This window comes from Acidovorax sp. GW458-11-26-14-TSB4 (assembly GCF_059423865.1).
This window is the reverse complement of the sequence record NZ_JBWKYR010000007.1, coordinates 275,675-301,370: the sequence shown is the minus strand read 5'-3', so window position 1 is coordinate 301,370 and position 25,696 is coordinate 275,675. Positions and strand designations below refer to the sequence as shown.

Annotated in this window: 28 protein-coding genes; 4 read left to right on the top strand and 24 right to left on the bottom strand. The window is 65.6% G+C overall.

Features of this window, described 5'->3' with window-relative positions:
* Positions 1 to 592: 592 nt before the first annotated feature.
* Positions 593 to 2,500 carry an ATP-binding cassette domain-containing protein gene (locus AC07X5_RS17410; protein ID WP_494771161.1) on the top strand — a complete coding sequence of 636 codons (1,908 nt, stop codon included), beginning with the start codon at positions 593 to 595 and terminating at the stop codon, positions 2,498 to 2,500.
* A 312-nt stretch (positions 2,501 to 2,812) separates the two neighbouring features.
* On the opposite strand, the gene AC07X5_RS17405 is transcribed toward AC07X5_RS17410, so the two are convergent.
* The 8 genes from AC07X5_RS17405 to AC07X5_RS17370 all read right to left on the bottom strand — a co-directional run bounded on the left by AC07X5_RS17405 (position 2,813) and on the right by AC07X5_RS17370 (position 9,714).
* Entirely contained in the window at positions 2,813 to 3,916 is a 1,104-nt protein-coding gene (locus tag AC07X5_RS17405; RefSeq protein WP_494771160.1) for a protein-glutamate methylesterase/protein-glutamine glutaminase, read from the bottom strand.
* Positions 3,917 to 3,951: 35 nt separating this feature from the next.
* On the bottom strand, positions 3,952 to 4,704 hold the full coding sequence (gene cheD, locus AC07X5_RS17400) for a chemoreceptor glutamine deamidase CheD (RefSeq protein ID WP_409957769.1): 753 nt from the start codon (positions 4,702 to 4,704) through the stop codon (positions 3,952 to 3,954).
* A 45-nt stretch (positions 4,705 to 4,749) separates the two neighbouring features.
* Positions 4,750 to 5,649, bottom strand: a complete 900-nt coding sequence (locus tag AC07X5_RS17395) for a CheR family methyltransferase (protein WP_409957770.1) — start codon at positions 5,647 to 5,649, stop codon at positions 4,750 to 4,752.
* Positions 5,650 to 5,751: 102 nt separating this feature from the next.
* Positions 5,752 to 6,240 (bottom strand): chemotaxis protein CheW, encoded by a 489-nt coding sequence (locus tag AC07X5_RS17390; protein WP_409957771.1) that lies wholly within the window; start codon positions 6,238 to 6,240, stop codon positions 5,752 to 5,754.
* Positions 6,241 to 6,296: 56 nt separating this feature from the next.
* Complete coding sequence (locus AC07X5_RS17385) at positions 6,297 to 8,432, bottom strand: chemotaxis protein CheW (RefSeq protein WP_494771159.1); 2,136 nt, start codon at positions 8,430 to 8,432, stop codon at positions 6,297 to 6,299.
* Between the two features lie 40 nt (positions 8,433 to 8,472).
* Positions 8,473 to 8,835 (bottom strand): response regulator, encoded by a 363-nt coding sequence (locus AC07X5_RS17380; protein WP_007853722.1) that lies wholly within the window; start codon positions 8,833 to 8,835, stop codon positions 8,473 to 8,475.
* A 49-nt stretch (positions 8,836 to 8,884) separates the two neighbouring features.
* Positions 8,885 to 9,331, bottom strand: coding sequence for a hypothetical protein (locus AC07X5_RS17375; protein ID WP_409957773.1), 447 nt, complete (start codon positions 9,329 to 9,331; stop codon positions 8,885 to 8,887).
* Positions 9,332 to 9,543: 212 nt separating this feature from the next.
* Positions 9,544 to 9,714: a hypothetical protein gene (locus AC07X5_RS17370; RefSeq protein WP_409957788.1), complete on the bottom strand. Its 171-nt coding sequence runs from the start codon at positions 9,712 to 9,714 to the stop codon at positions 9,544 to 9,546.
* On the opposite strand from AC07X5_RS17370, the gene AC07X5_RS17365 reads away from it, so the two are divergent.
* Together AC07X5_RS17365 and AC07X5_RS17360 are read left to right on the top strand one after the other, a co-directional pair.
* The gene (locus tag AC07X5_RS17365; protein ID WP_409957786.1) at positions 9,646 to 10,632 is read left to right on the top strand and encodes a hybrid sensor histidine kinase/response regulator; all 987 of its coding nucleotides are present in this window, start codon (positions 9,646 to 9,648) and stop codon (positions 10,630 to 10,632) included. The two genes, AC07X5_RS17370 and AC07X5_RS17365, sit on opposite strands and share 69 nt — an antisense overlap.
* Positions 10,629 to 11,258 carry a response regulator gene (locus tag AC07X5_RS17360; protein WP_409957774.1) on the top strand — a complete coding sequence of 210 codons (630 nt, stop codon included), beginning with the start codon at positions 10,629 to 10,631 and terminating at the stop codon, positions 11,256 to 11,258. The genes AC07X5_RS17365 and AC07X5_RS17360 overlap by 4 nt, the downstream gene beginning before the upstream one ends.
* Positions 11,259 to 11,384: 126 nt before the next feature.
* Here the strand turns inward: AC07X5_RS17360 and fliR are convergent, their stop codons facing one another.
* From fliR to fliF, 13 genes are all read right to left on the bottom strand, one after another.
* Positions 11,385 to 12,155, bottom strand: coding sequence for a flagellar biosynthetic protein FliR (gene fliR, locus AC07X5_RS17355; protein WP_494771158.1), 771 nt, complete (start codon positions 12,153 to 12,155; stop codon positions 11,385 to 11,387).
* Between the two features lie 18 nt (positions 12,156 to 12,173).
* The gene (gene fliQ, locus AC07X5_RS17350) at positions 12,174 to 12,443 is read right to left on the bottom strand and encodes a flagellar biosynthesis protein FliQ (protein ID WP_409957776.1); all 270 of its coding nucleotides are present in this window, start codon (positions 12,441 to 12,443) and stop codon (positions 12,174 to 12,176) included.
* 11 nt (positions 12,444 to 12,454) lie between these two features.
* Positions 12,455 to 13,255 carry a flagellar type III secretion system pore protein FliP gene (gene fliP / locus AC07X5_RS17345; RefSeq protein WP_494771157.1) on the bottom strand — a complete coding sequence of 267 codons (801 nt, stop codon included), beginning with the start codon at positions 13,253 to 13,255 and terminating at the stop codon, positions 12,455 to 12,457.
* Positions 13,248 to 13,613, bottom strand: coding sequence for a FliO/MopB family protein (locus AC07X5_RS17340; RefSeq protein WP_494771156.1), 366 nt, complete (start codon positions 13,611 to 13,613; stop codon positions 13,248 to 13,250). Before AC07X5_RS17340 ends, fliP begins: the two co-directional genes overlap by 8 nt.
* A 19-nt stretch (positions 13,614 to 13,632) precedes the next feature.
* Positions 13,633 to 14,076: a flagellar motor switch protein FliN gene (gene fliN / locus AC07X5_RS17335; RefSeq protein WP_409957779.1), complete on the bottom strand. Its 444-nt coding sequence runs from the start codon at positions 14,074 to 14,076 to the stop codon at positions 13,633 to 13,635.
* Positions 14,066 to 15,070, bottom strand: a complete 1,005-nt coding sequence (gene fliM / locus AC07X5_RS17330) for a flagellar motor switch protein FliM (RefSeq protein WP_409957780.1) — start codon at positions 15,068 to 15,070, stop codon at positions 14,066 to 14,068. The genes fliN and fliM overlap by 11 nt, the downstream gene beginning before the upstream one ends.
* An 18-nt stretch (positions 15,071 to 15,088) precedes the next feature.
* The gene (locus tag AC07X5_RS17325; protein WP_494771155.1) at positions 15,089 to 15,664 is read right to left on the bottom strand and encodes a flagellar basal body-associated FliL family protein; all 576 of its coding nucleotides are present in this window, start codon (positions 15,662 to 15,664) and stop codon (positions 15,089 to 15,091) included.
* A gap of 165 nt (positions 15,665 to 15,829) precedes the next feature.
* Positions 15,830 to 17,215: a flagellar hook-length control protein FliK gene (locus tag AC07X5_RS17320; RefSeq protein WP_494771154.1), complete on the bottom strand. Its 1,386-nt coding sequence runs from the start codon at positions 17,213 to 17,215 to the stop codon at positions 15,830 to 15,832.
* 16 nt (positions 17,216 to 17,231) lie between these two features.
* Positions 17,232 to 17,681 (bottom strand): flagellar export protein FliJ, encoded by a 450-nt coding sequence (gene fliJ / locus AC07X5_RS17315; protein ID WP_494771153.1) that lies wholly within the window; start codon positions 17,679 to 17,681, stop codon positions 17,232 to 17,234.
* Positions 17,682 to 17,702: 21 nt separating this feature from the next.
* On the bottom strand, positions 17,703 to 19,061 hold the full coding sequence (gene fliI, locus AC07X5_RS17310) for a flagellar protein export ATPase FliI (protein WP_494771166.1): 1,359 nt from the start codon (positions 19,059 to 19,061) through the stop codon (positions 17,703 to 17,705).
* A 31-nt stretch (positions 19,062 to 19,092) separates the two neighbouring features.
* On the bottom strand, positions 19,093 to 19,821 hold the full coding sequence (locus AC07X5_RS17305) for a FliH/SctL family protein (protein WP_494771152.1): 729 nt from the start codon (positions 19,819 to 19,821) through the stop codon (positions 19,093 to 19,095).
* Positions 19,808 to 20,803, bottom strand: coding sequence for a flagellar motor switch protein FliG (fliG, locus tag AC07X5_RS17300; RefSeq protein WP_494771151.1), 996 nt, complete (start codon positions 20,801 to 20,803; stop codon positions 19,808 to 19,810). The genes AC07X5_RS17305 and fliG overlap by 14 nt, the downstream gene beginning before the upstream one ends.
* A 31-nt stretch (positions 20,804 to 20,834) precedes the next feature.
* Complete coding sequence (gene fliF / locus AC07X5_RS17295; RefSeq protein WP_494771150.1) at positions 20,835 to 22,550, bottom strand: flagellar basal-body MS-ring/collar protein FliF; 1,716 nt, start codon at positions 22,548 to 22,550, stop codon at positions 20,835 to 20,837.
* A 177-nt stretch (positions 22,551 to 22,727) separates the two neighbouring features.
* Here fliF and fliE point away from each other — a divergent pair, with 177 nt between their 5' ends.
* Positions 22,728 to 23,042 (top strand): flagellar hook-basal body complex protein FliE, encoded by a 315-nt coding sequence (gene fliE / locus AC07X5_RS17290; protein WP_409955769.1) that lies wholly within the window; start codon positions 22,728 to 22,730, stop codon positions 23,040 to 23,042.
* Between the two features lie 385 nt (positions 23,043 to 23,427).
* Here fliE and AC07X5_RS17285 read toward each other — a convergent pair whose 3' ends face one another.
* The 3 genes from AC07X5_RS17285 to fliD all read right to left on the bottom strand — a co-directional run bounded on the left by AC07X5_RS17285 (position 23,428) and on the right by fliD (position 25,682).
* On the bottom strand, positions 23,428 to 23,727 hold the full coding sequence (locus AC07X5_RS17285) for a flagellar protein FliT (protein ID WP_007860919.1): 300 nt from the start codon (positions 23,725 to 23,727) through the stop codon (positions 23,428 to 23,430).
* 3 nt (positions 23,728 to 23,730) lie between these two features.
* Positions 23,731 to 24,186, bottom strand: a complete 456-nt coding sequence (gene fliS / locus AC07X5_RS17280; RefSeq protein ID WP_409955767.1) for a flagellar export chaperone FliS — start codon at positions 24,184 to 24,186, stop codon at positions 23,731 to 23,733.
* 65 nt (positions 24,187 to 24,251) lie between these two features.
* Positions 24,252 to 25,682, bottom strand: a complete 1,431-nt coding sequence (fliD, locus tag AC07X5_RS17275) for a flagellar filament capping protein FliD (protein ID WP_494771149.1) — start codon at positions 25,680 to 25,682, stop codon at positions 24,252 to 24,254.
* Between the last annotated feature and the right edge of the window lie 14 nt (positions 25,683 to 25,696).

The following is a 25,696-nucleotide window of genomic DNA, read 5'->3' as shown; positions in this document are numbered from 1 at the left end:
GCACTAGTTCCGTAGAACTTGGCATTCGCCATCAAACGCCCACGCTTATCGGCTGTATGTTTTTAAGGATCCTTGTAGATCGAAGCCAAGAACCGAAGCTCTTTTTTTCTTCTTTCTACCGACTTAGCTGCGATCAGCTGAGCCTTGAATTCTAGCACGATTTTTTAAGTTTCGTCAAACTTTTTGGAAGTTTTTGAAACCGCTCAGCGCTTTCAACCACCCCAACGCACCCCCAAGATCAACCGCCTTTCGGCAACCCACTCTTGTCAGCGCAGCCTTAGATTGTATACCGAGAAATCGGCGTCTTTTCCAAAACTTCGAAGTTTTTGCAAACTTCCTTCTTCATCTGCCCAGACATCCAAAAGAAGGACCTCCGTGCAGTGAAGCCCTCGACTATAGCACTGTTTTGGGTGCCGAGACAAGAAGCGACGCACTTTCCCGCGAAAGTTGCTCTTCTCTTCTTCAAGGGCACGGCCTCCTCTATATAGACACCGGTGCACGGGGGCGCCCCGCCAAGGTGCCGTGGCCCCATTGCCCCTGCAAAGCACCCTGCCACATGGAAAGTGTGCGCGCCCTCGATAATCCTCCCCCTATGGCACTTATCACTCTATTGGACGCCCAACTCGCATTCGGGCATGTTGCACTGCTGGACCACGCCGGCTTCTCCCTGGAGGCGAACGAACGCGTGGGGTTGATCGGGCGCAACGGCGCCGGCAAATCGTCCATGCTCAAGATCCTGGGCGGCATGGCCAAGCCCGACGACGGGTCGCTGCAGGTGCAGCAGGGCATCCGCATCGCCTTCGTGGCGCAGGAGCCTTCGCTCGACCCCGAGGCCAGCATCTTCAAGGCGGCCTCCGAAGGCCTGCAGGCCGTGATCGCAGTGCGTGACCAGTACCTTTCGGGCGCCGAAGGGCTGGACCTGGATGCGCTGCAGTCCCAGATCGAGGCCTATGACGCCTGGAACTGGGAGCAGCGCGTGGAAGAGACGCTGCAGCGCCTGCACCTGGATCCGGACGCCATTGTCGGCACCCTGTCGGGCGGCACCAAGAAGCGCGTGGCCCTGGCCCAGGCGCTGGTGGCGCGGCCCGATGTGCTGCTGCTCGACGAGCCGACCAACCACCTGGACCTCGATTCCATCGAATGGCTGGAAGACCTGCTGCTGGATTTCCCGGGCAGCGTGGTCACCATCACCCATGACCGGGCCTTCCTGGACCGTGTCGCCACCCGCATTGTGGAGCTGGACCGGGGCCAGCTGCGCTCCTACCCCGGCAACTTTGCCCAGTACCAGATCCAGAAGGAAGAACAGCTGGCGCAGGAGGCGGTGATTGCCGCCAAGGCCGACAAGCTGCTGGCCCAGGAAGAGGTGTGGATACGCAAGGGCGTGGAGGCCCGGCGCACGCGCAGCCAGAGCCGCATCACGCGCCTGGAGCACCTGCGTGCGCGCCGTGAGGCGCGCCGCGACGTGGTGGGCAGCGTGAAGATGGACGTGGCCACGGGCAGCGGCAATGGCTACCAGGGCAAGATCGTGGCCGAGCTCACAGGCGTGGGCAAGTCGTTCGGCGACCGGACCATCGTGAGCAATTTCACCGGGACCATCCTGCGCGGCGACAAGGTCGGCCTGATCGGCCCCAACGGTGCGGGCAAGACCACGCTGCTCAAGATGATCCTGGGCGAGCTGGCGCCGGATACGGGCACCATCCGCCAGGGTGCGAACCTGCAGGTGGCCTATTTCGACCAGATGCGCCATGCGGTGAACCTCGATGCGACGCTGGAGGACTTCATCAGCCCGGGCAGCGAATGGATCGAGATCGGCAACCAGCGCAAGCACGTCAAGAGCTACCTGAGCGATTTCCTGTTCTCGCCGGCACGGGCGCACTCCCCGGTGCGCTCGCTTTCGGGCGGCGAGCGCAACCGCCTGTTGCTGGCGCGCCTGTTCGCCCGGCCCGCCAATGTGCTGGTGCTCGACGAACCGACCAACGACCTGGACATCGACACGCTGGACCTGCTGGAGGAGCTGCTCGAGAACTACGACGGCACGGTGTTCCTCGTGAGCCATGACCGAACCTTCCTGGATAACGTGGTGACCAGCACCATCGCCTCCGAGGGCAATGGCCTGTGGCGCGAGTACGAAGGTGGCGTGCAGGACTGGCTGCTGCAGTCGCGCCGCAGCCGCGCTGCGGCCGCAGCACTGGCCTCGGCCAAGCCTGCGGCATCTGCCAAGGAAGCAGCGGCGGCACCCGCCCCTGCGCCGGCCGCCCCCTCCAAGACCGAGCAGACCTCGCGCAAGAAGCTGTCGTACAAGGAGCAGCGCGAACTCGACACCCTGCCCGGGCACATCGAGGCGCTCGAAAAGGAACAGGCGGAGCTGCAGGCGGTGCTGGCCGACGGCAGCATCTATTCCACCGACGGTGCGCGTGCCGCCAAGCTCACGGCCCGGTCGGCCGAGATCGATGAGGAACTGATGGCAGCCCTGGAGCGCTGGACGGCGCTGTCGGCCTGACCCACAACGCAGAAGCCGAAAACCGCATGGTGTCTAGTGTCCCGAGTTCGAAATTCGTTGCATAAATCTCCCGACAATCGCCGCCATGCGTCGCAAGCAAATGCTCGCCATGCCACCCGGCATGGCTGTGCTTTGCGCCTAGCCTGGCAGCGATTTCGGCAGATTTCTTTCTTCAACGAACTTCCAACCCAGGACACTCACGCGCAACCGGCACGAAGGCCTACCCCAAGCCAGCGCCACCGTGGAACTGGCTTTGCCAGGCCACGGGTGGCGTCCCCTTGAGGGGGATGGCGCGAAGCGCCGCAGGGGGCTTCAGATTCTATGGTGCAGGCGGTCCGTGGCACCGCGCAGGCGCGTGACCAGCGCCGGAGCGATCTGGTTGAGCGGCAGCACCTCGTCGGCAGCACCGTGGGCAATGGCCTCGCGCGGCATGCCGAAGACGATGCAGGTGGCCTCGTCCTGCACGTAGTTGTAGCTGCCCGCGTCCTTCATCTCGCGCATGGCGGCCGCGCCGTCGTTGCCCATGCCGGTGAGCATGATGCCGAAGGCATTGCGCCCAACCACGGCGGCGCAGGATTTGAACAGTACTTCCACCGAAGGCTTGTGGCGGTTGACCGGAGGGCCATCGTCGACCACGGCGACATAGTTGGCGCCGCTGCGCGCCACATGGAACTGCGTGCCGCCCGGTGCGATGTAGGCATGGCCGGGCAGAATACGCTCGCCGTTCACGGCCTCCTTCACCGTGATCTGGCACAGGCCGTTGAGCCGCGCCGCGAAGCTGGTGGTGAAGCCCGGCGGCATGTGCTGGGTGATCACGATGCCCGGCGAATCGGCAGGCATGTGCACCAGCACCTCCTTGATGGCTTCGGTGCCGCCCGTGGAGGCGCCAATGCAGATCAGCTTCTCGGTGGACAGACGGCCGAGCAGGGTGGTCGGTGCCGCCGGGGCGGCCGTGCCGGAGCCGGACGCATGCGGTGCGGCCGAGGCCTCGCGCGGCGCGGCGCGGCGCACCTGGGCCACCGCGGCCACCCGGATCTTGTCCACGATCTGGCTGGCCAGGTCGTTGAGCCCGCTGGCCAGGCCCACCCGGGGCTTGGCCACGAAATCGATGGCCCCGAGTTCCAGGGCCTTCATGGTCACTTCGGCGCCGCGCTCGGTCAGCGTAGAGATCATCACCACCGGCATGGGACGCAGGCGCATCAGCCGGCCCAGGAAGTCGATGCCATCCATGCGCGGCATCTCGACGTCCAGGGTGATCACATCCGGGTTCATCTCCCGGATCATCTCGCGCGCCACCAAGGGGTCGTTGGCCGTGCCGATGCACTCCATGTCCCGCTGCCGGTTGATGATCTCCGACAGCAGACTGCGGACCAGCGCCGAATCGTCCACCACGATCACCCGGATTTTCCTGCTCATTGTTCGCTCAGGCTTTCTTCGTCTTCGTCAATCAATCAAAACAGGTCCACAGAACCACCCGAGGTGCTCTTGGCCACGGTCGCGGCATTTCCACGCACTTCCTGTTCGACCAGGGTCTCGGGATGTGCATGGGCCAGGCGCTTGACCATGGCCTTGCCGGTGACCGGGAAGAACACCACCTTGCGGGGGTAGATGTCCAGCACGTCTTCGGACACGATGGGGATGCGCTCCGTGTGCAGGTAGTTCAGCACGAAGGTGGTGTTGCGCTCGCCCACGTTCATGGTGGTGAAATTGTGCATCACCTGTGCGCCGCCAAAGATCTTGGCCTGCATGGTTTCGCGCCGGGCGCCCAGCTTGAGCATCTCGTTGATCAGCAATTCCATCGCATACGAGCCGTAGCGGCCCGAGGCATCGGCCAGGTCGCCGTCGGGCAGCATGAAGTGGTTCATGCCGCCGATGTGGGCCCGGCTGTCCCACAGGCAGGCTGCGATGCACGAGCCCAGCACGGTCATGATGACCATGCTTTCGTCGGCCACGAAATACTCGCCAGGCAGCACCTTCACGGCGTTGTGCTGGAAATGGTGGTCCAGGTAGAAGAAGGAGGCTTCGCCGGGCTTCCTGGACCGGGCCTTGAGCTCGTTCAGGGAGGACTCGCGCGGCGCGGCACTGGATGCGTAGATGTCCGCACTCAGCGGCGCGATGCGCGGAGCCCGCCGGCGCTCCGGAGCACCCGAGGCAGCACCGGGCGAGAAGGTATTCGGCGTCAGGCCGGATTGGTTATTGGTCATGGGAGCGGCTTGGAACATGTTCCTACGAGCGAACAGAGGGGCGGGTCACCGGCGTTCATAGACCGTCTTGCCACGCAGGGTGAAGAGATCGCGGGATTCGCTGAAATTCTCCGCATGCCCCACGAACAGCATGCCACCGGGTTTGAGCACGCGGTGGATGCGCTCCAGCACCTTGCGCTGCGTTGGTGCATCGAAATAGATCATCACGTTGCGGCAGAAGACCACGTCGAAAGGGTCCTTGAAGGGCCAGTCGTCGCGGATGAGGTTCACGCTCATGAACTCGATCGCACGGCGCAGTTCAGGCTTGGCCCGCACCATGCCGTCGTTGCCGCCCTTGCCCTTGAGGAAGAACTTCTGCAGCCGCTCCGGGCCCAGGCCCTTCAAGTTGTCGAGCCGGTAGACGCCCTGGCCCGCCGTGGCCAGCACCTTGGAGTCGATGTCGCTGGCCGTGAGCTTGAAGGAGGCATTGGCCCCCAGCGCCTCGAAGGCCGTCATGACGATGGAATAAGGCTCCTCCCCGGTGGAGGCCGCGTTGCACCACACCTTCCAGGGCGTGTTGGCCGGCTTGCTGCGCAGCAAGGTGGCGAAGATCTCGAAGTGGTGCTGTTCGCGGAAGAAGGCCGTGAGGTTGGTCGTGAGGGCATTGATGAACTCCTGCCACTCGGGACCGTCGTGCTTCTCCAGCCAGCTCAGGTAGTCATGGAAGCTGTTGTAGCCCGTGTCGCGCAGCCGGCGCGAGAGCCGGCTGTAGACCATGGCGTGCTTGCCGTCGTGCAGGCTGATGCCGGCGCGCTGGTAGATCAGCGACTGCACGCGTGCGAAGTCGGCGTTGGTCCATACGAACTCCCGCCCCTGCGCCAGCGGCCCCGATGGTGCGGGCGCGCTGGCAGCGGCTGCGGCGGCGGCACGCGCGCCGGCCGAGGAAGTACTGGTGGTCTGGGGCATCATTTTGATCATCCGCTCGGAAGTCCATTTCGCTCCAAAAGGCCTGCAGGCCCCTGCCTGCAGTTTGGCTTGCGGCCACCCACCTGGTTCCAGCCGGCTTCGTCAATCGGCCGCTGTCACCAATCCCATGTCCACGCTGGACATCAGCTTCTCGATGTCCAGCAGGATCAGCATGCGCTCACCCACCGAACCCAGCCCCAGGATGCAGCTGTTGTCGATGGCACTTTCGATATCGGGCGCGGCGCGGATGCTCTCGGGCGTGAGTTCCATCACGTCGCTGACCGAGTCCACCACGATGCCCACCACGCGGTTGCGCAGGTTCAGGATGATGACCACCGTGAAGCTGTTGTAGTCCGCCTGCGCGCAGTTGAACTTCAGGCGCATGTCCACGATGGGCACGATGGTGCCGCGCAGGTTGGTCACGCCCTTGATGAACTCGGGCGCGTTGGCAATGCGCGTGGGCGGCTCGTAGCCGCGGATTTCCTGAACCTTCAGGATGTCGATGCCGTACTCTTCCTGGTCCAGCCGGAAGGTCAGGTATTCACGCGCTCCGGTCGGCGCGCTGTCGGCGGTCTTGCCCATCACACTCATGGTGAGTTCTCCTTGTTAGCGGTGACTTTGCATTCCATGAACGCATCGCACCCGAATCAGTGGCGGGCCCGGCGCACCAGGCCGCCCGTGTCCAGAATCAGTGCCACCGTGCCATCGCCCAGGATGGTAGCGCCCGAGACATTGGGCACCTTGCGGTAGTTGGTCTCCAGGTTCTTCACCACCACCTGGTGCTGGCCCAGGAGTTCATCGACCAGCAACGCCACGCGGCTGCCGTCGGCCTCCACCACCACCATGATGTTGCTCGACTTGTTGAGGTCGAAGCGCGGCACCTGGAAGATCTTCTCCAGCGCGATCACGGGCATGTATTCCTCACGCACCTTGACCAGCTGCGAGCCCTGGGCCACCGTGCTGACGTCGCCGGAATTGACCTGGAAGGACTCCACCACCGAGGACAGCGGCAGGATGTAGACCTCGTCGCCCACACCCACCGACATGCCGTCCATGATGGCCAGCGTGAGCGGCAGGCGCACCGAGACCTTCATGCCGTAGCCTTCGGCGGAGTCCACCTCCACCGAGCCGTTCAGGGCCGCGATGTTGCGCTTGACCACGTCCATGCCCACGCCACGGCCCGACACGTCGGTGACCTCTTCAGCGGTGGAGAAGCCGGGCGCGAAGATCAGTTGCCAGACCTCGGCGTCGCTCATCTGGTCGGAGACGTCGAGGCCGCGTTCCTGCGCCTTGCGCAGGATCTTCTCGCGCGACAGGCCCCGGCCGTCGTCGCGCACTTCGATGACGATGGAGCCGCCCTGGTGCGATGCCGACAGGGTGATGGTGCCCAATTCGGGCTTGCCCTTGGCCAGGCGCTCGGCGGGCATCTCGATGCCATGGTCGCAGCTGTTGCGCACCAGGTGGGTCAGCGGGTCGGTGATCTTCTCGACCAGGCCCTTGTCCAGCTCGGTGGCTTCGCCCAGCGTGACCAGTTCGACCTTCTTGCCCAGCTTGTTGGCCAGGTCGCGCAGCATGCGCGGGAAGCGGCTGAAGACGATGGACATGGGGATCATGCGGATCGACATCACCGATTCCTGCAGATCGCGCGTATTGCGGTCCAGGTCGGCCAGGCCGGCCAGCAGTTGCTGGTAGGCGCCGGCGTCCAGGCCGCGGCTGTTCTGCGCCAGCATGGCCTGGGTGATCACGAGCTCGCCCACCAGGTTGATCAGCTGGTCGACCTTGTTGACGGCCACGCGGATCGTCGTGGACTCCATCTGGGCCTGGGTTGCCGCCTTGGGTTCGGCCGCAGCCACGGCCTTGGAGGCCGAGGGCTTGGCCGCCGCTGCGGGCACGGCGCTCGGAGCGCCAGGGGCATCCGAGAAGAAGCCATAGGACACTTCCGCACCACCCGATGGAGGCTCGCTCTCGTGCACCGCATGGTCGGGATCGATATCGGGCGCTGCGGCCGCTGCCGCTCCTGCAGGCGCTTCGTCACCGTCGCTGAAGCGCACCTGCTCCTTGGACACGTGGAACGCGAACAGGTCGAGCAGGTCGTCCGTGGACGAGGTGGTTTCCACCGCGAACAGGCGCACACCCGCCTGGGGGCTGGGCAGGTCGCTGATCGAGCCCAGGCCGGGAATGTCGCGGAACAGCTCCTTGATGGTGTCGGCCTGCTCGGCCCGCTCCAGCGGGCCGATGTGGATCTGCAGCTTGCGCAGCTGCCCAGGAACATGGGCCTTGAGGGCCGGCGCTGGGGCGGCAGCCACCGGTGCCGGCGCCGGCGCGGGGGCCGCAGCGGGGCCGTCTTCCGGCACCACGCCCGCGGCCAGCTCGCTGATGCGCTTGACCAGCGAGGTGGTGGACACGGCCTCGCCCTGCCCGCCCGCCTGGTGGCGCGCCAGCAGGCTGCGCGATGCGTCGGCCGACTCCAGCAGCACATCGACCATTTGCGGGATGGGCTGCAGCTCGTGGCGGCGCAGCCGGTCCAGCAGGGATTCCATCTGGTGCGTCAGCTCGGCCACGTCGGAAAAGCCGAACGTGGCGGCCCCGCCCTTGATCGAATGCGCGCAGCGGAAGATGCCATTGAGCTCTTCATCGTTCGCCGCGCTCAGGTCCAGGTCGAGCAGCATCTGCTCCATCTGGTCGAGGTTTTCGCCAGCCTCTTCAAAAAAGATCTGGTAGAACTGGCTCAGGTCAAAGTCAGCACCGCCGGCCCCTGATCCCTCTTGATAGCTTTCAGCCATAGTCGGCTCCTTTATACGTGGTGGCGCCCGTGCACCCGTTTCAACGGATCACCTTCTGGATGACTTCGATCAAGCGGTTGGGATCGAACGGCTTGACCAGCCAACCGGTGGCACCGGCCGAGCGTCCCGCCTGCTTCATCTGGTCACTCGATTCGGTGGTCAGGATCAGGATGGGGATGGTCTTGAACTTGGGGTGCTCGCGCAGCTTGCGGGTGAGGCCTATGCCATCGAGCCGGGGCATGTTCTGGTCGGCCAGCACCAGGTGGATGTCATGGCTTTCGGCCTTTTCCAGGGCATCTTGCCCGTCCACCGCCTCCACCACGTGGTATCCGGCACCGGTCAAGGTGAAGGACACCATTTTCCGCATGGACGGTGAATCATCTACGGCAAGTATCGATTGCATTTAGGACTCCAACTGACTTGAATATATAGGTGAACCAGCGATGCCAACTTCAGAATAGATCAATAGAACCGGCATCCATCTCGCTTTGCGTGACGGGATTGGGCCGGTCCGGCGCCATTTCGGCAAATGGCGCCGCCTCCTCGCCTTCCTCGTGCCCCATGGCCTCGGAGGCCAGCCGGAACGCACAGCCCTGCAGCACCTTGGTGGTGTGCCATATCAGCTGCGAGGCCATGTCCTGGAACTGCAGTTCCGTGACAGCACTGCGCAACGCAGCACGGGCGGCCTCGAGCTCGGGCGACTCCCCCACGAAGGCATCGTTCAGTACGGCATTGGCCTCGCCAAAGCGCTCCAGCAGGTTGTCCGTGGCATGGTTCAACAAGCCTTCCAGGCGGTGCAGGTCGTGCATGACGACCAGCAGCGAGTCCTGCAGTTCTGCTGCCACCATGACCGGAACCTGAACTGCCGGCCCAGTTGATGTTGATAGCGTAGATTGCATTGTTTCTCCATAGCAACAAGCAGACCAGGGTCCGGGCCACTATTACAGACGGGCTACGCTGGCAGACCCGCCAACCCTTGCAAAAACCCCGACATTGCGTTCTATTGGACGATAGCCTTCTTACCCACCCTACCGGGACAAACACCCGTTGTTTGTTCCAATTTGTATCCTATGATAGCGCTCATATGGTCATGACAGTAGCAGGCCAGCCCTTACGCCTCCTGCACCTGGAGGATTCGCTGGCAGACCATGTTCTGGCCAAGCTCACTTTGCAGCGCGCCAAGCTGCATTGCACCCTCCAGCAGGTCGACACCCTGCAGGAGTTCTGCACTCGCACCAGCAACGAGCCCTTCGATTTGATCCTTGCCGACTACAGACTGCAAGGATTCACTGCGCTCGATGCATGGGAGCATGTGGCTAAATTAGCAACACCTGTACCATTTGTGTTGCTGTCCGGGGCCATTGGCGAGGCTGCCGCCGTGGACGCCATGCGCCTGGGCTTCTCCGACTACCTGCTCAAGGACGACATTTCCCGCCTGCCGCATGTGGTCACGCGGGCCATCGAAGTGCACCAGGCACGCCAGGACCGCGAGCGCGCCGTGGCCGAGCTGGCCGCCTCCCAGCAGCGCCTGGCGGAACTCACCGAGCACCTGCAGACCTCGATCGAGCAGGAACGCGCGTCCATTGCCCGGGAGATCCACGACGACATCGGCGGCGCCCTCACGGCCGTGCGCATCGACATCGCCTGGATCGGGCGGCATGCGCAGGAGGCGGCCATGCAGGAGCATGTGGCCAGTGCCTCGGACATGCTGCAGCATGCCATCGGGGCCAGCCAGCGCATCATGATGAACCTGCGCCCACCCATACTTGAACAAGGGTTGGTGGCTGCCGTACAGTGGCTTGCGACCGGTTTCGAGCGCCGCAACGGCATACGCACCCAGGTGGCGACCAGCAGCGAAGTGATCGACGTGCCGGCCGACGTTCGCCTGGTGGCCTACCGCACCACCCAGGAGGCACTGACCAACGTGGCCAAGTACGCCCAGGCGGACAAGGTGAACATCGAACTGTCCGACCACGAAGGCGTGCTCACCGTGGAAATCGCCGATGATGGCAAGGGTTTCGAGATGGCAGGGCTGGCCGACAAACCCAAGGCCTTCGGCCTCAAGGGCCTGCACGAGCGGGCGCGCACGGTCGGTGGCTGGCTCGACGTGGGCAGCCAGCCCGGCAAGGGCACCTGCCTGACCCTTTCGGTCCCATTGGCTGCAGCGTCGCAGCCCAGCATTACAGGAGATGTCTGGTGATCAATGTCGTTCTGTGTGATGACCATGCCGTGCTCAGGCGCGGCATCCGCGACACGCTCAACGAAGCCACCGACATCAAGGTGACCGGCGAGGCCGGCGGCTATGCCGAACTGCGCGAGGTGCTGCGCAGCGCCCCCTGCGACGTGCTGCTGCTCGACCTGAACATGCCCGGGCGTGGTGGGCTGGAGGTGCTGGCCACCCTGCGTGAAACCCATTCCACCATCAAGGTGCTGGTGGTCTCGATGTACCCCGAGGACCAGTACGCACTGCGCTGCCTCAAGGCGGGTGCGCAGGGCTATGCGAACAAGGCCTCCGACCCGGTGGAGCTGATCAACGCGGTGCGCGTGGTGATGCAGGGCCGCAAGTACCTGACGGCCGAAGTGGCGCAGATGCTGGCCGAAAGCCTGGCCCAGCCGGTGCTGGAGAGCCCGCATGCCACGCTGTCCGAGCGCGAGCTGCAGACGCTGATCAAGATCGCCTCGGGCCGGCGCCTGGCCGACATTGCCGAAGAGCTGATGCTCAGCCCCAAGACCGTGAGCGTGTACCGCTCGCGCGTGCTCGAAAAACTCAAGCTCTCCAACAACGCCGAACTCACCGTCTACGCCATCCGCAACGAGTTGGTGTAAAGCCCCCTGAGTCGCTTTGCGCCATCCCCCGAGGGGGACGCCACCCGTGGCCTGGCAAAGCCAGCTCCACGGTGGCACCGGCTTCGGGCATGCCCGCGTTGCCGCGGCGCCCCTTTGCAGCGGCCATTACCTCTGGCTGGAGAAGAGGTCGATGGACTGCTGCATCAAGGTGAGGATAGGCTGCTCCAGCATGGGCAGGGTGGCGGCGATGCCCAGCAGGCCCACGGTGAGCGTGACCGGAAAGCCGACCGCATAGATGTTCATCTGCGGCGCCACGCGCGAGATGATGCCCATGGCCAGGTTGACGAACAGCAGCAGCGCGATCATCGGCAGGGCGATCCACAGGGCGCTGGAGAACAGCGAGGTGCCCAGCTCATACAGCCGCATCTGGCCGATGGCCTGCAGGAAGTTGCCGTTCACGGGAAAGCGGTCGAAGCTCTTGACCACGGCCATGATGACCAGCAGGTGGCCGTTGATGACGATGAACAGCAGCGTGGCCATGTGGCCGAAGAAGCGCGCCACGGCGCTCACCTGGCCATTGCTGGCCGGGTCGAAGAAGGAGGCGAAGTTCAGGCCCATCTGCAGGCCGATCATTTCACCGGCCAGCTCCACCGAGGCGAACACCAGGCGCACCGCAAACCCGATGGCCAGGCCCACCGCCACCTGCTGGGCCACGGCGCCCAGCGCTTCGCGCCCATTGATGTCGATCACCGGCGGGGTCGGCAGCACGGCCTGGGCGCACACGGCCACGAAGAAGGCCAGTCCGATCTTCACGCGCATGGGAATGGCGCGCATGGAAAACACCGGCGCCACCGAGAACATCGCCAGCACCCGGAGGAAGGGCCACAGGATGGGCGAGATCCAGGCGACGATCTGCGCCTCGGTGAAGGTGATCACGCAAGTACCGGCCGGGCGCTACCCGACCACCGAAGGAATCGCCTCGATGGTGCGGCGGATGAAATCGACCAGCGTGGTGATCATCCAGGGCCCGGCAATGGCGAACACCACCATCGCGGCAATCAGCTTGGGCACGAAGGCCAGCGTGGCTTCGTGGATCTGCGTCACGGCCTGGAAGATGCTCACCACCAGGCCCACGGCCATCACCACCCCGAGCACGGGCATGGCGATCATCAGCAGCAGCGTCAGGGCATCGCGCCCCATGGTCAATACCATTTGTGAAGTCATGGCAATCCTCCCTACGTCACGAAGCTTGCGGCGAGTGAACCGATCAGCAGGTTCCAGCCATCGGCGAGCACGAACAGCATGAGCTTGAACGGCAGCGCCACCAGTACGGGAGAGAGCATCATCATGCCCAGGGACATGAGGATGCTGGAGACCACCATGTCGATCACCAGGAAGGGGATGAAGATCATGAACCCGATCTGGAACGCGGACTTGAGCTCGCTGGTCACGAAGGCCGGCACCAGCACCCGGAACGGCGCACTCTCGGCCGTCACCTCGGGCGCCAGCCGCGCCAGGCGCGCGAACAGCGCGAAGTCCGACTGCCGGGTCTGCTTGAGCATGAACTCGCGCATGGGCGCCTCGGCCCGGTCCACCGCCTGCTCGAAGGTGATGGCGTTGGTGGTGTAGGGCACGTAGGCTTCCTTGTGCACCCGGTCGAAGGTCGGCCCCATGACGAAGAAGGTCAGGAACAGCGACAGCCCGATGATCACCTGGTTGGGCGGGGCCGACTGGGTTCCGATGGCCTGGCGCAGCAGCGACAGCACGATGACGATGCGCGTGAATCCCGTCATCAGCAGCAGGATGGCGGGCAGGAACGACAGCGCCGTGAAGAACAGCAGCGTCTGGATCGGCACCGAGTAGCTCGACCCGCCGCTGCCGGAGCCTATCAGCACGGGCAGCGTTCCCGGCGCCGAAGGCGGCGTGGCGCCCGTCTGGGCCAACGCCGGCACCTGCCAGGCGAGCAGCGCGAACGCGGCCAGCGCAGCGAACCAAGCGGCGCGTGGCGGCAATGCGGGGCGCGGCGAATCAGACATGCGGCTCCTTGCGTGCCCCGGCGGCCGCCATTTCGCGCGCAAAGGCGGAGGCATCCGGCACCACCACCGCCGGCAAGGCGGCCGGGGTACCGGCGGCCGATGGAACGGCCAGCACATGCAGGCAACTGACATTCTGCGCCGTGACACCGAGCACCAGCCAGGTGCGCGCACCCTCGGGGCCCACCTCCACGGTGACCACCCGCTGCTGCGGCCCCACGGCCACGGCCGACAGCACGCGCGATGCCGCCCCGGCCGGCATGCCGGTCGCCGCATGGTGCTGCTGCAGGCGCTTGATGAGCCAGGGCAGGCAGGCCATGGCCCCCACGAACAGAATGACGACGACCAGGGTCTGGGTCATCCCCATGGCATTGCCCCCATCACCCACGGCTCACGCGCCGCAGACGCTCCGAAGGCGTCACCACGTCCGTCAGGCGGATACCGAACTTGTCGTTCACCACCACCACCTCGCCCTGGGCGATCAGGTAGCCATTGACGAGCACATCCATGGGCTCGCCGGCCAGCGCATCGAGTTCGACGACCGAGCCCTGCGCCAATTGCAGGATGTACTTGATCGGCACCTTGGTGCGGCCCAGCTCAACGGACAGCTGGACGGGAATGTCCAGCACCATGTTGATGTCGTTGACGGTGCCATCGCTGTTGCTCGACGATGACGGGCGCACCGGATCGCCGGTCAGGGGGCCGCCCTGCTCCGCATCGCCAGGCTTGTCGTCCGAGGCTTTCTGCTCTTCGAGCGCCTCGGCCCAGCCCGCAAACGGGTCTTCGGCCGCGCCGTCCTTGTTGTTGTCGTCTTCAGTTGACATCTTTTTCTCCCAGCCAGCTCATGTCCGAAGTGCGCAGGCACTCTTCGATGCGGATGGCATATTTCGAATTGTGGGTGCCATACTGGCACTCGAAGATGGGAACACCGCCGATCGACGCGCGGATGCGCGGCTCCCGGTCGAGCTCGATGAAATCACCGGGCTTCATCGCCAGCAGTTGCTCCACCGTGGCATCGGCCTTGGCCAGCTCGGCCACCAGCACCACTTCGGCGGCCTGGATCTCGCGCGTGAGCACCCGCACCCAGCGCCGGTCCACCTCGATGGAGTCGCCCTGCGTCGAGGAGTAGAGCACATCGCGGATAGGCTCCAGCGTGGCGTAGGGCATGCAGATGTGGATGGCGCCCGACAGGTCGCCGATTTCCAGCTGGAACGCGGTGGACACCACGATTTCGCTGGGCGTGGCGATGTTGGCGAACTGCGGCTGCATTTCCGAGCGCTGGTAGTCGAGCTCCAGCGGGTAGATGCCCTGCCAGGCCTTCTTGTACTCGGCGCAGATCACATCGACCAGCCGGTTGATCACGCGCTGCTCGGTGGGCGAGAAATCGCGCCCTTCGATGCGCGTCTGGAACTTGCCCACCCCGCCGTACAGCGTGTCGATGATGCCGAACACCAGGGACGGTTCGCAGACGATCAGGCCGCTGCCGCGCAGCGGGCGGATGGCCACGATGTTGAAGTTGGTCGGCACGGCCAGCTCGCGCAGGAAGGCGCTGTAGCGCTGCACCGACACGGTGCCCACCGAGATCTCGGGGCTGCGGCGGATGAAGTTGAACAGGCCGATGCGGAAATTGCGCGCAAACCGCTCGTTGACGATTTCCATCGTCGGCATGCGGCCGCGAACGATGCGCTCCTGGCTCGAGATGTCGTAGTTGCGTACGGACCCCGACTCGGCCACTTCCTCGACGGACTTCTGGCTCTCGCCCGTGACGCCTTCGAGAAGGGCATCAACCTCTTCCTGCGATAGGAATGAATCACTCATGGCAGGATTGTCCTTGCGTCACTGGATGATGAAGCTGGAGAAAAGAATGCCTTGCACCGGATTTCTCGGCGGCTTGCGCACCGGGCGGTCCTCTTCATCCTCTTCCTCCGAGGCAGCACGCTTGGGACGGTCGCGCGGCACGGTGAAGCCGAGCGGGCGCGACACTTCGCGCAGGATGTCCTTGGCCAGCTTTTCCTTGCCCTCGCGGACCAGCAGCTCCCCGGAAGTGCGCTGCGAGACCAGCAGCAGCACGCTGCTGCGGATGGAAGGCAGGTAGAGCTTGATCTGCTCGGCCGTCTTGGCATCGGCGACCTCGACGGTGATGCCGATCTGCGCGAACCGGTCGCCGCCCGGGTCGGCCAGATTGACCACCATGTTCTCAAGCGGCAGGAACGTAGGGGGTACCTTGGCGGCCGTGTGGGCCGGCTCCGCTGCGGCGCTCTCCTCTTCGCCCTCGGCAGGCTTTTTCTTGCCCATGAAGAAGAAAGCGCCCGCACCTGCGATGGCCAGCACGAGCACCAGCGCGACCACGATGATCAGCATCTTCTTGCTTTTGGGCTTCTCCTTGGCCGGAGCGGCAGCGTTGGCAGACACGTGGCAGGGTCCTTAGGTGGGATTCGGTGGTGGCATCGCGCCAAAGACGGCGTCTTGCCAGCAGACGCTTCACATTGTGGCGCAGCTGCCATCCCAATAATAGCCAGAATACACCCACGAACAGGGTGCTGACGTCGGCAATCCCCGCGCCAGGCAGCAACCCCGTTACACGAAGACGTCCACGGCGCCGTTGCGCGCGCTGCTTGCCGCCAGCCGCTGGCTGACATCCGTGGGGCCCGCCACCAGCACCTGGGCCTGCTGCCCATCACCCGAACGGTCGCGCTGCTGCCCGCCATCGCCCGCCATGGCGTTCTGGCCTGCCGAAGTGCCCACCGTCATGCCCGACAGGACCAGGCCCTCGCCGCGCAGCAGCTCACTGAGCTGTGCCATGCTCTGGTCCAGCATCTCGCGCGTGTGCTCCTGGTCGCTGCGGAAGGTGACATGGGCCTCGTTGCCGGACAGGGCCACGCTCACGGCCAGGGGCTGGCCGTCGCGGTTCAGGGTCAGCTCGGCGTTCTGGGTCTTCTGGTTGGCCCAGTAGGTGACCTGCTCGGCCAGCAGCTCTTCGGCACCGGTCTGTGCCAGTTCATCGAAGCCCGGGGTGTTCGACGTACCATCCACCGAGAAGCTGGGATCGGCACCACCCTCGCCCAGGCCGCCCGATCCGCCATGCCGGGACGACTCGCCGCCGCCCGCATCCGCGCTGCGCGCACCGGGAGCTGCCACGGCCGCCGATGGATCCGGATTGGCCCGCAGGGCTGCGTCCATCCCGGTGGTGGTGCCGCCTTCGCCCGCCGCACGGTGCAGGCCCGGGCCGGGCTCGCGCACGGTGGTGGCCACAGCGCTGGCCAAGGTCGACAGATCGGCCGTGGAGGCGGCCACCTGCTTGGCATCGCTGCCCGCGGCGCGCGCCGACACGGCGCCCACGCCTCCCGCCGCGCCCAGGCCCGCATCGCTGGCACCGCGCTGCAGGGCTGCGCTGTGCATGCGCGAGAACTGGCGCCCGAAACCCAGTGTGGCCGTGGCCGGCTGCGACGCATCCTGGAGACCGCCATCCAGCGCCGCGGTCTGCGGCACCAGGCCATCGGCCGCCGGCAGGCCCTGGCCGGCCATAAGCGGCCCGGCAAGGGCCTGGGCAGCGCCGGCCGAATCGGCCAGCAGGCCTGCGCCCCGCGCCACGCCGGTCTGGCCCAGCAGGCTGACGGTGCTCATGCCCTCTGCGCCCGCTGTGTTGTCGCCGCCCTGTCCCGCCAGGCCCCTCCATTGCTGGGCCGCGCTGTCGCCCGCGACCAGCGCCTGCCAGCCGACCAGGGCCGAGGGATCGACGGCGGTGCCGGAGGCATCGGCAGCACCGGGAGCCGCTGCCAGCGGATCGCCCCCTTCGGCGAACTCCGGGTCCTGCGCGGCCAGCAGTGCCAGAAAGCTGTCTGGCTGCGCTGCCGCCCCGGCGCCATCGTCCGTGATGCCCTTTTGCTGCGCATGGGCGCGCGTGCGGGCGGTCTGCTGGGAAGACTGCGTTCCCTGGTTGCTGGATATGCGTGCCTGTTCCATGGTCAATTCTCCTGCCCTATCGGTCCTGAACTCGGCGGCTGTACTGCATCGCCGCGCGTTCATCGGTTTGTTTCTGCTCCATGCGGGCCTGGGCCTGCTCCAGCTCGCGCCGCCGCTGCTCGACCACCTTGCGCAGGCTGGCCAGGCGGCGCTCGGCGTCCACCAGTCCGCGGCGTGCGTTCTCGACCCGCGCCGCCTGGTCGCCCACCACGCCGGTCTGCAGGCCCGCCGCATGCCCCAGCCGGTCCATGAACTGGTAGTGGTGGTACATCACCTCGGGCTGCACGCGCGTGTCGGCCTGCAGGCCCCAGCGCTGCTCCGTCTCGCGCGCATAGTCCTGCAGCTGGTTGAGCTGGGCCTGGGCCGCCTGCTGCACGGCCAGGGCCTCCTGCAGCACGTGGCGTGCCTCGTCGCGCTTGCGCGAGGCGATCTCCACGGCGACGGTGAGGGCACTGAGGACGGACATGGAGCGGCCTTGGAATGTTGCTTACTGGTCGAGCACGGACGCCATGGCGTTCACGCTCTGGTCCATGGTGGACGCCTCGAACATGTCCTGCTGCAGGAAGGCCGCCATCTGCGGCTGCAGGTGGATGGCTTCGTCCAGCGCCGGGTCGGAGCCGCTCATGTAGGCCCCCACCTGCACCAGGTCGCGGCTCTTCTGGTAGCGCGAGTACACGGCGCGAAAGCGCCGCGCCACGTCGAAATGGCCGCGCGCGACCACGTTGTGCATCACGCGCGATGCCGACTGCTCGATGTCGATGGCCGGGAAGTGTCCCGACTCGGCCAGCGAGCGCGACAGCACGATGTGCCCGTCCAGGATGGCGCGCGCGGCGTCGGCGATCGGGTCCTGCTGGTCATCGCCCTCCGACAGCACCGTGTAGAACGCCGTGATGGAGCCCACGCCGTGCAGGCCGTTGCCGCTGCGCTCCACCAGCGCCGGCAGCTTGGCAAAGCACGATGGCGGGTAGCCCTTGGTGGCCGGCGGCTCGCCGATGGCCAGCGCGATCTCGCGCTGTGCCATGGCGTAGCGGGTCAGCGAATCCATGAGCAGCAGCACATGCTTGCCCTTGTCGCGGAAATGCTCGGCCACCGCGGTGGCATACGCGGCACCCTGCATGCGCAGCAGCGGGGGCGCATCGGCCGGCGCCGCCACCACGACCGAGCGGGCCCGGCCGTCCGCACCCAGGATGTCTTCCACGAATTCCTTGACCTCGCGGCCCCGCTCGCCAATGAGGCCGACCACGATCACGTCGGCACGGGTGTAGCGCGCCATCATGCCCAGCAGCACGCTCTTGCCTACGCCCGAGCCGGCGAACAGGCCCAGCCGCTGGCCGCGCCCCACGGTCAGCAGCGCATTGATGGCGCGCACGCCGGTGTCCAGCGGCAGGCGCACCGGATCCCGGTCCATGGCATTGATCTGGCGCCGGTCCATGGGCTCGGAGACCACGTCCTGCACCGGGCCGCCATGGTCCAGCGGCAGGCCCTGCGGATCGACCACCCGGCCGAGCAGGCCGTCCCCCATGGGCAGGCGCAGCACGCCGGCCTTCTGGGACGGCCGGGAGGCTTCGCCCAGGCGCGGGCTGGCCACGTAGGGGGCGGCAGGCACCACGCTGGCGCCGCTGGACAGGCCGTGGATGTCGCCCGCCGGCATCAGAAAGGCCCGGTCGGCCGAGAATCCGACCACTTCGGCCAGCACCGGCGTGTGGCCTGGCATCTGCACCATGCACTGCGAACCCACGGGCACGCGGATGCCGGAGGCCTCCAGCACCAGGCCGGTCAGCTTGGTCAGGGTGCCGCGCGTCTCCAGCGGCGCGCGGTTGCGCACACGCTCACGCGCATCGTCCATGAACTGCGTCCAGGCGTTGGAGGCGGGGGCATCAACGCTCATCGCCGCTCTCCTGCCAGGGCGACTCCAGCCCCAGCGAGGCGATGGCACGTTCCCAGCGCTTGTCCACGCTGCCATCGACCACCGTGCCGCCCGATTCGACCAGGCAGCCCCCCGCCGGCACGGCCGCATCGGCCACCCACTGGATGGCCGCTCCCAGTTCTTCGCGCAGCGGCTGCTCCACGGCGCCCATGTCCGCCGGATTGAGGCGCACCATGGCAGGACGCCCTTCGGCCACGAGCATGCCCACCGCTTCGCGGACCACGGGCTCCAGCACATCGGGGCTGACCGACAGCTCCCGGCGCACGACTTCGCGGGCGATGTCGCAGGCCAGCGCCAGCACGTCCTGGGCCATGCGCTGCTGCATGGCGGCCAGCGACTCCTCCAGGGACTTCACGACCCCGGCGATGCTCTGGGACATCTCCTGCGCCTGGCCCGCCACATAGTCGTCCATGCGCTGCTGCCATTCGAGCGCCGTGTCGGACTGGCCTTGCGCCAGGCCTTGGGCAAAGGCCGCGTCGCAGGCCTGCTGCACCAGGGCCAGTTGTGCGGCTTCCACCTCCGCGGGATCGGGTGGCGGCGGCTCCGGCTCGGGCAGGACTTCCGGTTCGGGCTCCTCGGGCTCGGAGCCGTCCACGGCGCCGAACTTCCACTGCGTGACCACCCCCACCTCTTCGCTGGGGATGAAGCGCGAGTACGAGCGCTGGCTAGACGAAGGCATCGTCACCACCAGCGGAGATCACGATCTGCCCTTCATCGGAAAGGCGCCGCACCGTCTTGAGGATTTCCTTCTGCTGCGCTTCGACTTCGGACAGCCGCATGGGACCGCGCGACTCGAGGTCGTCGCGCAGCGCCTCGGCGGCACGCGAGGACATGTTGGACAGGAATTTCTCGCGCAACTCGGGCACGGCGCCCTTGAGTGCGACGATGAGCGTCTCGGACGCCACTTCCTTGAGCACGGTCTGGATGGCCTTGTCGTCGAGCTTGAGCACGTCTTCGAAGACGAACATCTTGTCCATGATCTTCTGCGCCAGATCGGGGTCGTAGCCGCGGATGGACTCGATCACCACGCTGTCCATGTTGGAGCCCAGCAGGTTGATGATCTCGGCCGCCGCCTTGACGCCGCCCAGCGAGCTCTTGCGAATCTTGTCGCCACCGGCCAGCACCTTGAACAGCACCTCGTTGAGGTCCTTGAGCGCCGTCGGCTGTATGCCTTCGAGCGTGGCCACGCGCAGCAGGATCTCGCTGCGCTGGCGGTCGGTCAGGTGCATCAGGATGCCCGAGGCCTGCTCGCTGTCCAGGTGCACCAGGATGGCCGCGACGATCTGCGGGTGCTCGTTGCGCAGCAGTTCGGCCACCGACAGCGGGTCCATCCACTTGAGGCTTTCGATGCCCGAGACGTCGCCGCCCTGCAGGATGCGGTCGATCAGCAGCGAGGCCTTGTCGTCCCCCAGGGCGCGCTTGAGCACTGCGCGCACGTAGTTGCCGGTGTCCGACACCAGCAGGCTCTGCGCGGCCGCGGCGTCGGCAAAGCGGTTGATCACGCTGTCCACCTTCTCGCGCGACACCGACTTCATGCGCGCGATGGTCTCGCCCAGCTTCTGCACCTCCTTGGGCGAAAGGTGCTTGAACACTTCGGCGGCTTCCTCCTCGCCGAGGGACATCAGCATGATGGCTGCGTCGTGTAGGCCTTGGTCATCCATGGGGTTTCAAGCGTGAGCGGATACGATGGGATCAGGCATTTTCGCCATTCACCCAGGATTTGAGAATGTTGGCGACGGCCACAGGGTTTTCCTTGGCCAGCACGCGCGCCTCTTCCAGGCGCAACTGCTCTGGCGTGGCCACCACATTCTCGTCCTTCTTGCCCGGGCCTGGCAAAGCCGGGCGGTCGGGTTGCTCGGCCTCGATGGCATCGAGCTGGCCGCCGGCCATGGGCAGTTCGCCGGCCTTGGACTTCTTGTCCTCGGCGCTCGAGCCCTTGAGCGCCGGACGCACCAGGCCCAGCAGCACCATGGCAGCGAACAGCAGGGCACCCACGGGCCAGGCAAAGCTCTTGGCGATGTCGATCACTTCCGGCTGCTTCCACAGCGGGATGTCCGTCGACGAGGCCGCCTCGACCTGGAACGGCGTGTTCATCAGGTTCACCGAGTCGCCGCGCTCGGCATTGAAGCCGATGGTCTCACGCACCAGGGCCTTCATCTGCTCCAGTTGTTCGGGGGTGAGCGCCTTGGTGACGGTCTTGCCCTTTTCCTCGGTGGACTGGTAGTTCACCACCACGGCAGCGTTCAGGCGCTTGACGGCCCAGTTGTTGCCACGCGTGACCCGAACGGTCTTGTCCACTTCGTAGTTGGTGGTGGACTCGCGCTTGCTCGAGGACTCTTCCGAGCCCTGCTGTCCAGCGGCCTGGGGGGCAGGATTGGCACCGTTGATGGGTGCAGCCGAGGGTGCAGGCGGTTGATTGGCAACGGCACCGGGCACGCCCGTGGCGGTCTTCTGGGCCGTACCGGAAGTCTCCAGCATCTGCTGGCTGCGCACGGCCTTGGCATCGGGGGTCTGGTTGGGGCGGAACTGCTCGGACGTGGACTCGGTGCGGCTGAAGTCCAGCTCGGCCGAGACCTGGGCCTTGACGTTGTTGCGGCCGACCACGGGTTCCAGGATCTCCTGGATGCGGCGCGTGAGCTGCTGCTCGATCTGCTGCACATAGAGCAGCTGCTGTGCATCGACCGCATTGGCGGAGGTGCCATCGGGCGACTGCGAAAGCAGCTTGCCGGTGTCGTCGAGCACGCTGACGGCCGAGGGCGCCAGTTCCGGCACGCTGGAGGCCACCAGGTGGACAATGCCGGCGAGCTGGGCCCGGTCCAGGATGCGACCGGGGTGCAGGCTGACCAGCACCGAAGCCGAGGGCTTTTGCTGTTCGCGGAAGAAACCGTTCTGGTTGGGCAGCGCCAGGTGCACGCGGGCGCTCTGCACCGAGGAGAGGGCCTGGATGGAGCGGGTCAGCTCGCCCTCCAGGCCGCGCTGGAAGTTCAGGCGCTCCTGGAACTGGGTCATGCCGAAGCGGTTGGTTTCCATCAGCTCGAAACCGGTCACGGAACCACGGGGCAGGCCCTGGGTGGCCAGGCGCAGGCGCACGTCGTGCACCTTCTCGGCGGGAATCAGGATCGCGCCGCCGCCTTCGGCGTACTTGTAGGGCACGTTCATCGTGGTCAGCTGGGCCACGATGGCGCCGCCATCCTTGTCGTTCAGGTTGGCAAACAGCACCTTGTAGTCGGGCTGGCGGCCCAGCACGATGGCGGCGACGGCCATGGCCACCAGCAGCGCCACGCCCACCCCCAGGCGCATGCGCTGGGCCCGGTCGAGGCTGCTCAGGCGCTGCAGCCAGTTGGGGGTGGCGGCTGGCGCGGCTGTGGGTGCAAGCGGAGCGAGTGGGACTTCGGCAACTGCAGACATCGTGCTTTCCAATAGGTGAGGCCCGGCAACGGACCTTTGGCGTGGGCTCGATTATTTGGCTCAAGTCGCGGCCATGTTCTGCCGATAAGGCGCCCCTTTGACCATCTATTCCCCATGATGCGCCCCGGGCGCCTGGCTACTATCACAGCATCCCCTATTCCCCCAATGGACACTGCCATGGACCTCCGCATACCCAGCTCCACCACCCCCATGACGGGTGCCGGCATGGCGCGCCGCGCTGCGGCCATGCCGCAGGCCGAAGGCAACGATGTGGGTTTTTCAGGCGCGCTCAAGGGGGCCCTGCAGTCCGTCAGCGCCGCCCAGAACAAGTCGGGCGACCTGCAAAAGGAAGTGCAGCTGGAGAACCCCTCGGTCAGTCTGGAAGAGACCATGGTGGCGATCCAGAAGGCCCAGATCGGATTCCAGGCCACCTTGCACGTGCGCAACCGCATGGTGCAGGCCTATACCGACATCATGAACATGCAGGTCTGAAGGCCCCCCTGAGGCGCTGCGCGCCTTCACCCCCCAGCGCGGCGGGGCGGCCCTTGCGCGGGGGCACTGGCCTGGGGCGCGCCCGTTCCATGCGCCTGGGGACCGCGTACAGCGCCACATGGGCCTTGCATCCGGCACGACCGAGCACTCCCCCTATTGGACTTTGACCTCGAGTCAATTCCGCTACTGAAGCAGCATTCGCCACATCCACAAGGCCATTGATCTTGCGGCAGCATTTCCCACCAGGCGCCTTCTGCAGTAGTCAACAGGCAGCAAAAAGCCACCGGCCGTCTTGCGACGTGCGGTGGCTTTTTTCTTCCCGGCAGAAAGCAGGGCCGTGGACGGAGGCGCCGCCCGGCGGCCTCCTTCCTTCTTCACGCCCCGTTCAGTGCATCATCTGCGGCTGGCCTTCGAACAGGTGCTCGAACTGGGCCAGCCAGGGCTCGGCCAGGCAGCGGATCTGGGCGTCGTTGCGCAGGATGCGCTGCATGATGCGGGTCTTTTCGCGGCGGTGCTCGGGCAGCAACTCGTGCTCCTGGGACTTGAAGCGCAGCTGCTCGATCAGCACGGCGCAGGCGCCCTCGTAGCGCACCACGCCATCCCAGTCCTTGAGCTTGGCGGCCTCCAGCATCTTGGCGCTGCTGTCTTCTATGGCTTTGTAGTAATCAATCAGCATGTGGGACATGGTTCATGCCTCCACCAGCACAGGCTGGCCCGAAGCGGTGGCGGCAGCCGGGGCTGCGCCGTTGTTGCTCTTCTTGATCTCGTTCCAGCCCAGGGCGATGGGTTCGATCAGGCGCATGACTTCTTCCATCATGGCGTCGTCGTTGCGGGCGTTGGCCAGGATCAGGCGGCGGATGCAGTAGTCATACAGGGCACCCAGGTTCTCGGCCAGCTCGCCGCCGTCGACCTTGTCCAGGGCCGTGCTCAGGCCCTCTTCGATGATGCGCACGGCCTTGGAGACCGCGTTGCACTTGCCCAGCACGTCGCCGCGGGCCATGGCACCGCGCGCCGTGGCGATGGAGTTCAGAGCGCCTTCATACAGCAGGCTGACCAGCTGGTGCTGGTCAATCGTGTGCATGCTGGTTTCCACATTGATGCGCTGGTAGGCGTTGGCTGCACGGGGATTGTGGGCGCTGAACATGGGATGGTCCTTACGGTGTGATGCTTTATTTATCGGCCGGCGCCGACAAAACTGAAGGCTTTCCGTCAGGTCGACTTGTTCCAGGTGGTCACCTGCTGGGCGATGTAGGCATTGAGCCCGTTCAGCGATGCCATCTGGGTGTCCAGTGCGTTGTAGCGTGCCGTGATGCGCTTCTCGAAGGCATCGATCTTGTCCTGGGCCGTCACCTGGTCCTTGGCATTGCGCTTGAGCGACAGCTGCAGCGTATCGTCCTTGGATTTGAAGAAGCCATTGGTTCCCAGCAGGTCCGTCGTCAGCGCCTTGACGCGCGCCGCAACACCCATGGACGTTCCCGGCCCCGGGTTGCGGAACAGGTTCTTCACGTCTTCCATGTTCTCATTCATGGCCTTGGTGAACTTGGTGGAATCCACGGCCAGGTCACCGCCGCGCTGCAGCGTGATGCCCACGTCCGCCAGGCGCTGGAAGCCGGCCTTGTCGCCCGTGATGGCCTGGATGGCCGAGCGCAGGGAGTTCTGCAGCGCAACGGCCGTCGTATCCCCCTGCAGCAGGCCCGCGCTCTTGTTGGCCGCATCATATTTGGTGGCCTCGTTGAGGATGCTGTTGACCGCGTTGTAGGCGGTCACGAAGTCGGTCACGTTCTTCTGCAGGGCCGTGTTGTCCTTGGCCACGCCGATCTCGATCGGCGCCGTGGTGACCTGTTCGGCCTTGAAGGTGACGCCGGAGATCGTGTTCTCGAAGGTGTTGGTGGCCGAGGACACGGGGATCCCGTTGACCTTCGCCGTGGCGTTGGCCGCCACCTGCGTCACGGTGCTGCCCGCCACCAGGCGCGACAGGCCGGTCGCATCGGTGTTGCCGGCGCTGGCGATGTCCGTGTCGCCGCCTTCCATCACGCTCAGGCGAAAGCCGGACTCCAGGCCCGTGCTCTTGCTGCGCAGCAGCAGGCGCTCCCCCGATGCATCCTTGAGCACCGAGGCCGTGACACCGGCATTGGTGCCGTTGATCTTGCTGGCGATGTCGTTCACGGTATCGCTGGCGGAAATGCTGATGTCCACTGGCGCACCGGCTCCCGGCGTGAAGGAGGCCGGGGTCACGCTCCATTGGCCCAGTTCCAGGCGCAGAGTGCCTGCGCCCAGGGCACCGCCCACGGGCAGCAGAGCCGCCGACGCGGTGGCCTGCGCCTTGGCCAGCCCCTGGACCTCCACACTGAAGGTGGTTGGCAGCGTGCCGCCAATGGCGGTGGCACTCACATACTTGCTGTCGGAAGAGGTCGTGGCAACGGCGTTCCAGCCAGTCACGCTGGTGAGCTTGCCCGCCGCATCGGCGAGCGTCGAGACGAGGGATTTGATCTGGCCGAACGCGGAAATCTTGGTTTCCACCGTGGCTTTCTGGACCTTGAGCGTATCTAGAGGCTTCTCTTCCAGCTTCACCAGCTGGGCGATGATGCTCTTGACATCCAGGCCGCTCGTGGCGAGGCCGGGTGAAGAAATGGTAGCCATGAGATCCTCCTGAA